This is a genomic window from Paraburkholderia fungorum, from assembly GCF_003610895.1.
Taxonomy (GTDB): Bacteria; Pseudomonadota; Gammaproteobacteria; order Burkholderiales; family Burkholderiaceae; genus Paraburkholderia; species Paraburkholderia fungorum_B.
In genome coordinates, this window is the sequence record NZ_MCAS01000040.1 from 51,298 (window position 1) to 62,407 (window position 11,110).

Annotated in this window: 11 protein-coding genes; 6 read left to right on the forward strand and 5 right to left on the reverse strand. The window is 61.2% G+C overall.

Annotation, left to right across the window (positions count from 1 at the left end):
* Positions 1 to 160: 160 nt before the first annotated feature.
* The 3 genes from BCY88_RS30025 to BCY88_RS30035 all read right to left on the reverse strand — a co-directional run bounded on the left by BCY88_RS30025 (position 161) and on the right by BCY88_RS30035 (position 2,494).
* Positions 161 to 835, reverse strand: a complete 675-nt coding sequence (locus BCY88_RS30025; protein WP_120347791.1) for a response regulator transcription factor — start codon at positions 833 to 835, stop codon at positions 161 to 163.
* 16 nt (positions 836 to 851) lie between these two features.
* Complete coding sequence (locus BCY88_RS30030) at positions 852 to 1,775, reverse strand: LysR family transcriptional regulator (RefSeq protein WP_120347792.1); 924 nt, start codon at positions 1,773 to 1,775, stop codon at positions 852 to 854.
* 344 nt (positions 1,776 to 2,119) lie between these two features.
* Positions 2,120 to 2,494, reverse strand: a complete 375-nt coding sequence (locus BCY88_RS30035; RefSeq protein WP_120347793.1) for a hypothetical protein — start codon at positions 2,492 to 2,494, stop codon at positions 2,120 to 2,122.
* A gap of 762 nt (positions 2,495 to 3,256) precedes the next feature.
* Between BCY88_RS30035 and BCY88_RS30040 the strand changes: the two genes are divergently transcribed.
* Together BCY88_RS30040 and rfbC are read left to right on the forward strand one after the other, a co-directional pair.
* Positions 3,257 to 4,252 carry a GlxA family transcriptional regulator gene (locus tag BCY88_RS30040; RefSeq protein ID WP_120347794.1) on the forward strand — a complete coding sequence of 332 codons (996 nt, stop codon included), beginning with the start codon at positions 3,257 to 3,259 and terminating at the stop codon, positions 4,250 to 4,252.
* Between the two features lie 144 nt (positions 4,253 to 4,396).
* Complete coding sequence (gene rfbC, locus BCY88_RS30045; RefSeq protein ID WP_120347796.1) at positions 4,397 to 4,948, forward strand: dTDP-4-dehydrorhamnose 3,5-epimerase; 552 nt, start codon at positions 4,397 to 4,399, stop codon at positions 4,946 to 4,948.
* Between the two features lie 37 nt (positions 4,949 to 4,985).
* Here rfbC and BCY88_RS30050 read toward each other — a convergent pair whose 3' ends face one another.
* Positions 4,986 to 5,876, reverse strand: coding sequence for an EamA family transporter (locus tag BCY88_RS30050; protein ID WP_120347797.1), 891 nt, complete (start codon positions 5,874 to 5,876; stop codon positions 4,986 to 4,988).
* A gap of 81 nt (positions 5,877 to 5,957) precedes the next feature.
* Here BCY88_RS30050 and BCY88_RS30055 point away from each other — a divergent pair, with 81 nt between their 5' ends.
* Together BCY88_RS30055 and BCY88_RS30060 are read left to right on the forward strand one after the other, a co-directional pair.
* Positions 5,958 to 6,881 carry a LysR substrate-binding domain-containing protein gene (locus BCY88_RS30055; RefSeq protein ID WP_259461554.1) on the forward strand — a complete coding sequence of 308 codons (924 nt, stop codon included), beginning with the start codon at positions 5,958 to 5,960 and terminating at the stop codon, positions 6,879 to 6,881.
* Positions 6,882 to 7,044: 163 nt separating this feature from the next.
* Positions 7,045 to 7,674: a GNAT family N-acetyltransferase gene (locus BCY88_RS30060; RefSeq protein WP_120347799.1), complete on the forward strand. Its 630-nt coding sequence runs from the start codon at positions 7,045 to 7,047 to the stop codon at positions 7,672 to 7,674.
* Positions 7,675 to 7,817: 143 nt separating this feature from the next.
* On the opposite strand, the gene BCY88_RS30065 is transcribed toward BCY88_RS30060, so the two are convergent.
* Positions 7,818 to 7,979 (reverse strand): DUF1328 domain-containing protein, encoded by a 162-nt coding sequence (locus tag BCY88_RS30065; RefSeq protein WP_035551387.1) that lies wholly within the window; start codon positions 7,977 to 7,979, stop codon positions 7,818 to 7,820.
* A 203-nt stretch (positions 7,980 to 8,182) separates the two neighbouring features.
* On the opposite strand from BCY88_RS30065, the gene BCY88_RS30070 reads away from it, so the two are divergent.
* Positions 8,183 to 9,136, forward strand: coding sequence for a LysR substrate-binding domain-containing protein (locus BCY88_RS30070; protein WP_120347795.1), 954 nt, complete (start codon positions 8,183 to 8,185; stop codon positions 9,134 to 9,136).
* Positions 9,137 to 9,994: 858 nt separating this feature from the next.
* A protein-coding gene (locus BCY88_RS30080) for an IS3 family transposase (RefSeq protein WP_220669656.1) occupies positions 9,995 to 11,110 on the forward strand; the annotation gives its coding sequence in 2 pieces (ribosomal slippage) (positions 9,995 to 10,253 and positions 10,253 to 11,110; 1,117 coding nt annotated over the 2 pieces). This gene is flagged as partial in the annotation.

The following is an 11,110-nucleotide window of genomic DNA, read 5'->3' on the forward strand; positions in this document are numbered from 1 at the left end:
ATTCTGGAGAGCGGGTCCTAACAGTGGTGGACTAAACAAATGAAACTAGTTTTAGGAAGCTGGAACGGTGTGCGCGGTGGCGCGGATACTCGCGTTGCAACGGCTTTAGCGCTGCATGCAGCGCCAAAGCTTCGTCGGAAAACTTGCGAGTAATGTGGTGTCAGCCGAACAGATAGCCCGAACCGCGAATGGTGCGAATCAACGGGCGCTCGCCGGGCGTCTCGACTTTCTTGCGCAAACGGCCTACATGTACGTCGATCAGGTTAGTGCCTGGATCGAAGCGGCAGCCCCACACGGCTTCGAAAATCATGGTGCGCGTGAGCACCTGGCCGGCGTGACGCATCATGAATTCGAGCACGCGGAATTCGGTGGGCTGCAGATCGAGTTCGCGCTGCCGGTAAGTGACTTTGCGCCGTACCAGATCGAGCTCCAGCGCCCCGCTGCGCAGCAGCGTTTCAGCTTTGGCGTGACGCGGCCGGCGCCGCAGCAGCACTTCGACGCGTGCGAACATTTCCTCGGGCGAGAACGGCTTGGTCAGATAGTCGTCGCCGCCGGCGCGCAGACCCTGAATGCGCTGATCGACATCGGACATCGCGCTCATGACGAGCACCGGCGTTTCCATGCCGACACCGCGCATGGTCGCCACGATGGTCAGGCCGTCGAGGTCGGGCAACATGCGGTCGAGCGTGACGACGTCGTAGTCGCCTGCCATCACTTTCGCCATGCCTTCGCGGCCGGTGCGTGCCACGTCGACCGCGAAACCGCTCGCACTGAGCGTACGCACGATGTCGTGTGCGATCAGCTCGTCATCTTCGATCGTCAGTATTTTGGGCATGATGCGGGAGCCCGGCTCAGGCGACTGCCCGCAGTGCAACCGGGCGGTCCGGCGCGCGATACTGGCTGACCGCGAAGTCGATGAAACTGCGCACGCGCATCGACAGGTAATTGCGGCCGGAATAGAGAATCGACACCTGACGCGGACCGCCGTTGATTTCGAACTGTTCGAGCACGGGCAGGAGCGTGCCTTGCGCGAGATCGCCGGCAATGATCGGCTGCGGCAGCAAGGCGATGCCCATGTGGTTGAGCGCGGCCACGCGCACCATTGCACTGCTCGTTGCGGTGAGCGCGCTGCCGGTATTGACGCGGTAGATGCCGTCGGCGTCCGAGAACTCCCATGCGCGGGACGAGCCATCGGAGACCGTCAGCAGGCCGTGGCGGTTCAACGCGGCGGGATCGCGAGGGGTGCCGTGGCGTGCCAGATAGGCAGGGGAGGCGACCGTCATTTCATCGATGCTGGTCAGCGTGCGGCTCACTAGCGAGGAGTTGGCAAGCCGCCGGTCGTCGGAGAAACATACGTCGAAACCGCCTTCCACCAGATCGATATGCGTATCGAACGTCGTCACGTCGAAGTCCACGCGTGGATGCAGCGTGCGATACGCGGCCAGCAAGGTGCCCAGGCCGGCAGTCGCGAACGTCATTGGCGTAGCGATTCGCAGCGTGCCCTGCGGATCGCGGGTTGTCTCCAGCAGGTTCGATTCCATCTCGTCGAGTTTCTCGATGATCGTGCGGCAGCCGTCGAGATACTCGCGACCCACATCGGTCAGGGAAAGACTGCGCGTGGTGCGGTTCAACAGGCGCATGTTCAGATGTGCTTCCAGGGTGCCGACGCTGCGCGTGACTGCCGCTGCGGACATGCCTAACTGTCTCGCCGCAAGATTGAAGCTGGCAAGATCGACCACTCGTGTGAAGACACGCATCGCTTGTAGCTGGTTCATGTTGGAACAGTAGAGAAGGACGATGAGCGCATCATCGGCGATCGCAGGTAAAACGGAACTGCTAGGTGCATTAAGTCTTTTTTAGTTTTGTGCAATGTTCATGAACTGAAAGGAACCTTGCCTGGCGAGTGCTTACGAATACGAGCAGTAATCCTAAGCAATGCGCAAAAAAAGAGCGCGGCCAGAGCCGCGCTTCGGAAAGAGACCTGATTGAAAGTAACCGCTATGAAGCGGCGGGGCAAGTATAGGCGGGTCGGGCGGCGAGGTGCGCGTGCAATCTGAAACGCAGTGCTGCGCGAAACGCAACAAGCCACATGCGTTCGCGCATCAGCGGCGCGGCCGGCTCAGTTGAGCATGCCGTGCACTTCGAGCGATGCTTCCAGCTGCTGGGTCAAGGCGTGATGCAGTCTGGCGAGGCTTTCGGTGGGAAGCGCGAAGCCAGCCCAACCGAGACCCGAGTGCCGCAGGAACAGCACGGCGCCGTCATGCAGCGGATGTTTTTCAGCGTGCCAGCACGGATCGATTTCAATCACGTACTGATGGGTGCGCAGCGGTTCTTTCGGCACTTCCGGGCGCATCATGGCGCGCTGCGCGCTGAGGTGTTCGATCACGGCGTCCAGATCGGCTGCTTCCAGCAGGACCGCACGGTCGTCGATGGCGATGCGAACCGCGTTCTGTCCATATTCGTTGACTCTCTCGATGCTCATGGGGCGCGACATGTCTTTGCTCCTTCCTGCTCACACGGTATGCAAATTATGGTGCTGCTTCACTTAACCAAGTCTTAAAGAGCACGATCCTGGGATGAAACTTTGTTTAAGGATGCCGCTGGCACGATTTCCGCCGCGGGTGCTGAATGGTCTGATGTTTTCCGGATTAAGGGACAATTGGCCGGTAATTCTTCATATGAAAATAGACTGGATGTTTCATTATAGAAACATTTTCAACCGCTTAAAAATCAGATATGGAAATGCCTGATCCTGATTGTTTCATTAAATGTGCGGTTCGCCACACTGCCACTGTCGATAAATTCCCGATTTGCGAATAAAGGCCCGATTGAATGTTCATCATTTGCGATGTCTGGATTTCATGTTTGAAACATTTCCAGACGCAAGCGCGATGAATAGCCACTGCAAATATCACGATCCGAAATAAATCCGCAGGTTGCGATGAAATGCTCGGGAGCAAGTCTGTGTAAGGTTTCTCGGCGCGTGGGCAGGCGTGGCTCCGGTATGATCCGGTTCTATGGGAGATCGTATGCCGACACTCATATGAAACGCGAAATAATGGTTTTCTTCATACGTTGCCTTTCTCGATGTAGATTTGTTTTTAAAATTTACTATGACGAGGCATTCCGCTAACATCACGCATAATCGGTTAAGCAGCGTTGCCGGCGGTTTTCATCCGCCGTTATTTAAATTCGACTGTACCGGCCGGCCAACGGGCAGCGGGGTCCACAACGTACGACAGTTTGGGGAAAGATCATGCCGCACATGCATCTGGATACTGCGAGGATTACCTGGTTACATACGCCAATGCTGAACGTACGGAGTGCAGCGCGGCGAATCGGCGTGTTGCTGTTCGACGGCTTCTGGCTGCTCGGACCTGGCACGGTGGTGGAGATGTTTCAGACCGCCAACGAACTTTCCGGCTCGCGGGCCGGCGAAGAGCCGCCCTATGAAGTCCAGTTTTTGTCGATGGACGGCGGCAGCGTCGCGAGTTCCTCGTCGGCGCGAATCTGGACTGACCGTATCGACGCCCGTTACGGCAGCGGTTTTGACGTGCTGTTCATCGCCGGCGGCTACGGCGCACTTGAGGCCGCGCAGGACGAACGCTTGCTGGGATGGCTGCGCTCGGTGCAAACGCGTACCCGTGCGATCGAGACGATCGGCGAGGGCCGTCTCGTGCTGGAAGCCGCGGGTCCGGCGGATCATGACGGCCAGCAGGTGAACCGCTATCTGGCGAGCGCCACGGCCGATGCCGCGCGCAGCGCCGCCAACGATCGTAACGACTGTGCGCGCAGTGCGCTGATGTTCATCAAGCGCGACCTCGGCGCGGAGCTTGCGCGCAACGTCGCCGATCGGGTCATGCCGGGCATGGCCGCCAGCTGGGTACCGTTGCCGGCGGAAGGCGGCACACTCAGCGTCGCCGAGAAAATCCGTGCCGCCGCGCGCTGGATGGAGGCGAATTGCGATCGCCCCGTATCGGTTGCGGACGCCGCGCAAGTGGCGGCGATGAGCGAGCGCAATTTCCTGCGGCGTTTCAAGCATGAAATGCAGGTCACGCCGTCTGACTATCTGCTACAGGTGCGCCTGCGGATTGCCTGCAACTTCCTGACCGAAACTGAACTGCCGGTCGACAAGATCGCGCGCCGCAGCGGCACCGGTAACGGCGATCGCCTGGCGAAGATATTCCGCAAGCGCATGGCGTTGTCGCCTACCGAATATCGCGCGCGCAGCCGGGTGGCGAGCGAGGTGTGAGTTTCGGCGGGCGCCTTGCAAACGGTGCACCGCCTCGCTTGAGGGGGCGTGCGGCGCGCGGCGTGTGTTGGAAGCTACGCCGCCGCGTGTGGATCGGCGGCCGCGTTTTTTCGGGGCAGGCTTCTTGCGAACACAGTGGCCATGATGGGCAACAAGGTAATGGCAACGGCGCTGCCGGAGGTGAGACTCATCGAGCCCGAGGTGTTCTGCGACGAATTCGGCTTCTGCTTCGAGAGCTTCAGCGCGGATGAGTTTACCGTCGACGTCGCACAAGGCTTCAACTTCGTGCAAGACCGTCATTTGCGCGCGGTGCGTGGTGTGTTGCGCGGACTGCATTACCAGGTGCAACGTCCGCAAGGCCGGCTCGTTCGCGTGGTGGTAGGGGAAGTGTTCGATGTTGCCGTGGACGTGCGGCTCAATTCGCCGAACTTCGGCAAGTGGAGCGGTGCTTATCTGAGCGCGGATAACTATCGGCAGGTATGGGTGCCGCCGGGCTTCGCACACGGTTTCGTCGTACTGTCCGACGTTGCCGAATGCCTGTGGAAGACCACGGAATACTGGTTCCCCGAACTTGAGCGCTGCATCTTGTGGAACGATCCTGATATCGGCATCGAGTGGCCTATCGGCATCGAACCGATCCTCGGCGCGAAAGACGCAGCGGGCCGGCGTATTTACGAAGCGGAAAATTTCGCCTGAACGCTGCGCCTGCAGCGGTTCAGCGCTTCAGCACCGTTCAGCGCGTCGCCACCACGGCGCCCACGCTCGCGGCGACCACCAGCAGCGTGCCCGCTATCTGCACGGCGCCCATTGGCTGATGCAGCACGATGAATCCCGCCAATGCGCCGATCGCGGGTTCGACACTCATCAGGATGCCAAACGATGAGGCGGGCATGTGCCGCAAGGCCACCATTTCCAGCGCGTAGGGCAACAACGGAACCAGCAGCGCGAGTCCTGCGGTGGCGGCAATCTGCCCCGCGGCGATATGCATGCCGGTTTGTGCAAAGCCGAACGGCGTGGCGATCAGTGCCGCTGCGATCAACGAAACCGACAAGCCTTCGAGTCCGGCGAACAGGGCGCCGGTCTTTTTCATCAGCACGATATAGCTGCCCCAGCCGATTGCAGCCCCGAAAGCGAGCAGCACGCCGAGCGGTTCGCCGATCCAGCCCGCGCGATCGCGCGAGAGCAGCAGTACGCCGGCTATCGCCAATACTGGCCACAGTAATGCGCGCGCGCGGCGCACCGCGAGTGTCGCGACGGCGAGCGGCCCGAGAAAATCGATCGCGACGGCGAGACCCAATGGAATCCGCTGAAGCGCCGCGAAAAAGCACAGTGTCATGCCGGCCATCGCTGCGCCCAGCGCACCTGCGGCGAGCCAATGCGTGCGCGAGTAGCTAAAAAGCCGCGGGCGCACCAGCAACGCAAGCACGACGGCCGCCCAGCACAGGCGCAACCACGTGGTGCTGAGCGAGCCGTAGCTTGCCATCGTCGGTGCGGAGAGCGCGGCGCCGAACTGCACGCTCGACATCGACAGCACGCACAGGAGCGCGGCCCCGGCTGCGGCGCCGGTGGGCTTCACCGGCAGTGGCGTGGGATTCAGCGCTGGTTTGATGGTGGTGTCCTGCATCGTGGCCTCGTTGACGCTCGTCGGGTTCATGGGAAGCTATCTTATCGGTGTCAGCGGTATTAAGATAAGTTGATATTTCTTATGACCACTTCAGAAAACGTGATGACCCGAGATCTCGACAGCAGTCTTTTGCGGGCGTTCGTTACCGTGGCGGAGGCCGGTGCCGTGGGCGTGGCGGCGGCGCGCCTGGCACGTACCCAGGCCGCGGTGAGCATGCAATTGCGCCGGCTAGAAGAAGAACTGGGGCAGCGCTTGCTCGACCGTTCGCCGCGTGGCGTGCAACTCACCGAAGCCGGCCACCTGCTGCTGCCGTTCGCGCATACCATTCTTGGCGCGGGCGCCGATGCGCGGCGCGCCTTGAGCGCGGGGCAGGTCTCTGGCGCCGTGCGGCTCGGCATGCTGGAAGACATCGCGGTCGGCCGCCTGCCGCGCGCGCTGCGGCGTTTTTCGATCGCGTATCCGCAGGTGGCGCTGGAGATCGTCGTCGATACCAGTTCGGCGCTGTCGAAGCGGCTTGCGGACGGTGGCCTCGACGTGGTTGTGGGGGACCCCGCGCTAGTCGACGCGACGCCGCTCCTGACCTGGACACAGCCGCTCTTCTGGGTCGGCGCGCGCGGGTTTAGCCGCGATGACGACGCGGCGTTGCCGGTGGTGACGTTCGGCGGCGCATGTCTTTGGCAGCAGCAGGTGTTGACGGCGCTGCGGCGTGCGGGCATTGCGTGGCGCATTGTCTGCACCAGCACGAGCTTGCCGGCGGTGCAGTCGGCGGTGGAAGCCGGGCTCGGTGTGTCGGTGCTGCTCGACGGCAATATCCGTTCGGAGTCGATGCGCGTGCTCGGCCAGGCCGACGGATTGCCCGATGCGCCCACCGCCGATTTCGGGCTCTTCATGCGCCCCGTGCCGGGCACCCAGGCGGCTGCCGTGCAAACCTTGCAAACGTTCCTTTGCGAGGAATTGCATCTTGGCTTGCGGGAAAACGAGCCGTGCGTGGTACCGGCAGGGTAGTGCGCGGGCTGGCGCGGTCAAGGCGGCTAACGCGGGTAACGTGGCGGCGCCCGCGCAGGCATGCGCGCATCACGTTCCCTGTGAGTTTTTACGACATTTTTGCTTGAGACGCCCAGGCGCCAAACCTACACTTCGTGCATCTTGATAGCGCGAGGTGTTCAACGTGAAGCAACGTGCAACGACGCAGCAATCTGTCCGTATCGATTACGTGTATCACGGCGTGGGCCGTGTCGAACTGCGTCGCTTCGATCCGTCGCGCGATTCATATGTCGCGTTGACCGCGCTGCTGCATCGGGCTTTCACCCGGCTCGGCGCAATGGGTTTGAACTGCACGTGCGTGGATCAAACGGTGGAGACGACACGTTCACGCGCGACGCGCGGCGATTGTTACGTGGCGGTCTGCGAGGGGCGCATTGTCGGCACGATGACGCTGTATGCGCCGGATCACGAGTCCGCGTGCGATCTGTACCGCCGCGACGATATCGCCAGCTTGCGCCAGTTCGGTGTGGAGCCCGCATGGCAGGCGCGCGGTATCGGCACCTTGTTGATCGCTTTCGCCGACCATTGGGCCGCGACGCGTGGTTACGCGGAGCTCGCGCTCGATACGCCGCAACCGGCTGCGCATCTGATTGCGTTTTATCGAGGGCAGGGGTTCCGCATTGTCGATTTCGTGCACTTTGACGGCAAGCAGTACGACAGCGCGATCTTGAGCAAGCCGCCGGTGGCCACGCGTACGCTCGCGAACTGGTCGCATCGGCTGACTGTGCCGGCGAGGATTGCGCGCGCGGCGTGAGGGGATGGCGAGGCGGGAGGGTGAGGCCGTAAAACCCCGGAGCGGGCAGCAACTATTGCAATGCTGTGTGGCAAGTATTGCAACATGCTGTGAATCCGCGCGCCGGGGCGGGTGTTTCTTTCTTTGGCTGACTGACTTGATGGTCAGCGTCGCATCACGCCCATCAGCAGGGTAACGAGGAAAATCACCACGAAGATGAAGAACAGGACCTTGGCGATTTCCGTTGCGCCCGCGGCGATGCCGCCAAAGCCGAATACCGCGGCGATGATCGCGATGATGAAGAAGATTACAGCGTATCGAAGCATGGGGCCTCCCACCGATGGATTGCTGGATCGAAGTTAAAAACGGCTGCTCGTTGTGGGCACAGCGTGCTTTGACGGGTTTGCGCCGGCGAGCGATATACAGCAATAGGCGTGCCCAGGGCAGGCCGAACCGGGGGTGCCCCTAATCGGCCAGTCGATGCCGTGCTGTTACCATCGCGGATCATTGATTCCCGGCCACCCTTGCCATGCAACACAATCCGCTCAGCGAGATCTCCCTGATCCGCAAGCTGAAGCTCAATCAGCTGATGATCTTCGAACGCGTGCTGGAGACGCGTTCCGTCGTGCGTGCGGCCAACGAGATGCGCCTGACACAGCCGGCCGTCACCAAGGTCATCCACGAACTCGAATCCTGCTTCGACGGCGCGCTGTTCGCGCGCTCGAATCGCGGTGTCGTGCCGACTGAACTGGGTTTGCTGCTCGGCCGGCGGGTCAAGTCGCTGATGGCGGAGTTGCGCTATATGACCGACGAACTCAACGACTTCCGGCTCGGCACAAGCGGCCATGTGATTGTCGGCACACTGATCTCGGCATCGGCGCGGCTGTTGCCTGCGGCGATCGCCATGTTGAAAGCACGTACGCCGAATGTTCTGGTGACGGTGCGCGAGGGCACGACGGCGCATCTGTTTCCGGCGCTGGCGACGGGGGACCTCGATATCGTCGTTGGACGTTTGCCCGAGCGTGAGTTGCCGATTGCGAGTGCTTTTCCGTTGACGCACGAGGCGTTGTTCGAAGAGTCGTTGTGCGTGGTGGTGGGCAAGGGCTATGGACAGGCGCCGGCCGGCGTGACGCATCTATCGGATCTGGTCGGCTCGCCGTGGATTCTGCCGACGCCTGATTCGCCGGCCCGGTTGTCTGCGGAGCATCTGTTTCGGGCGGCGGGGTTGCCGTTGCCCACGGATATTGTGGAGTCGTTGTCATTGTTGACGAATATTGGCTTGCTGCTCGATACGCCGAGGATCGCGTTGATGCCGCGGGTCGCGGCGCAGCAGTTCGAGGGCGCGGGGTTGTTGCGGATTCTGGATTTGCCGGAGAGTGGGGCGTTTGGGACTGTTGGGTTTTCTGTGCGGTCGCATAAGGAGTTGAGCGCGGCTTGTGTGGCTTTTGTTGAGTGTTTGCGGGAGGCTGCTGCGGGGGGGTAAAGGTTTTTTTTTGCCTGCGCGGCGCTTTGGTTGGTTGCTTGTGGTGTTGGCCTTTCCTTGTTGTGTTAGTGGTTTATTAGCGTTGCCCCTGTGCGGGGCGGCACTTACTTTCTTTGCCGCCGCAAAGAAAGATAAGCAAAGAAAGCGGCTCACACCGCCAGCTCATAAGTGGGTCCCCTGGCTTGGAGGGGACAGTGGTGCATCTGGAATCTGTGTTCTCGCACATTCGGCGCTAGTGACAAGGGCGTCATACCTCCGGCGGCGCTGCGCGCGCCGACGCGCAGTTCAAACACCACCCGTCAAGCGTTTGCTCTCACGGTTTATCCAGGGCCCTGACTCGTTGTTCATCGCCGCCGTGGGCACGACTGCGGCAGTGCCGTGAATGCGCTGCATCGCCATTTCGAGCGTTCACTTCCACGGTTGCACAGATCCCCGATTCGTCGCTGCATCGCAGCCGCGGGCACGATCGCCGCCGCGCAACGAATGCAACGAATGCGCCGCATGGGTATTTCATTTGAAGTGGGGTTCGCCAATAAGAGCGGAAGCACTTCGCCGAGGCGAAGCCGATGGCCCCCGCGACGCGAAACGAAGCCTCTGGTTTCCCATGCAGACCCATCCGCGACGCACGCAGTGCGGAGTGGGAGCGAATGAGCCCTGTGTCGCTAACGCGGAGTATGCGAGAACACAGATTCCAGATGCACCACTGCCCCCTCCAAGCCAGGGGACCCACTTATGAGCTGGCGGTGTGAGCCGCTTTCTTTGCTTATCTTTCTTTGCGGCGGCAAAGAAAGTAAGTGTGTAGTGGTCCAATGGTCCTGGACACCTCTAAAGGGGATAATTCTCCAACTGAGGTGAGAGATGAGCAGACGGAACATAACTGACGAATTCAAGGCTGAAGCGGTGCAACTGGTGGTTGCCCAGGGCTATTCATTCTCCAAGGCCTGTGAGGCGCTGGGCGTAGGAGACACGGCCTTGCGGCGATGGGTTGCGCAGTGGCGGGCCGAACAGGCTGAGCCGCCGCGCACTGAGATTCAGGTCAAGGCCGACCAGCGACGCATCCGGGAACTGGAGGCGCGGGTGATCGAGCTCGAAAGGGAGCGCGAGATCCTAAAAAAGTCCACGGCCTTCTTCGTCAAGGAAATGGATCGCTCATCGAAGTGATCCATTCGCTGAAGAAGGCCTGGCCGGTGAGCGTGATGTGCGAGCTGCTGAAGGTGCCTCGAAGCAGCTATTACGCCGTTTCCACACGGCCCGCCAGAGTTGCTGCTGCGCCCGCGCTGCTCAAGGCGGTGCGCGAAATTCACGGCGAAAGCCGCGCCAGCTATGGCAGTCGCAGAATGGCTCAGGCCTTGCAGCAGCGAGGCCACGCGATCGGGCGTTACCGTGCCCGATCGCTGATGCGCGAGGCACAACTGGCGGTGGCGCGACGACGAACGCACCGTTATCGCAAGACTGACGGTGAAGCGCTGGTGGCTCCCAACCTGCTTGAGCGTCGGTTCGAGCCGTCGTCGATCAATCAGGTATGGGCGGGCGATATTACGTACGTGAGAACGCTTCAGGGCTGGTCCTATCTGGCCATCGTGATGGATCTGTATTCACGCCGTATCGTCGGCTGGGCGTTTGCGCAACTGCCCGATACGGTACTGGTTATCAGGGCTTTGCAGCAGGCGCGCGAGCATCGACGGCCGCCACCGGGCCTGATGTTCCACTCGGATCAGGGATGCCAGTACACCAGCGCGCACTTCGTGAACGAGCTGAAGGCAAACGGCATCATCCAGAGCATGAGCAGAAAGGGGAACTGCTGGGATAACGCGCCGGTGGAGCGCTTCTTTAGAAGTCTCAAAAGCGAATGGATCGACGATAAAGGGTACCCCGACCACGCATATGCGGAACGCGACATCGGGGCCTACATCGACGACTTTTATAACTACAGGCGCATCCATTCAGCGGCAGACGGTCTGCCACCGGCACGAT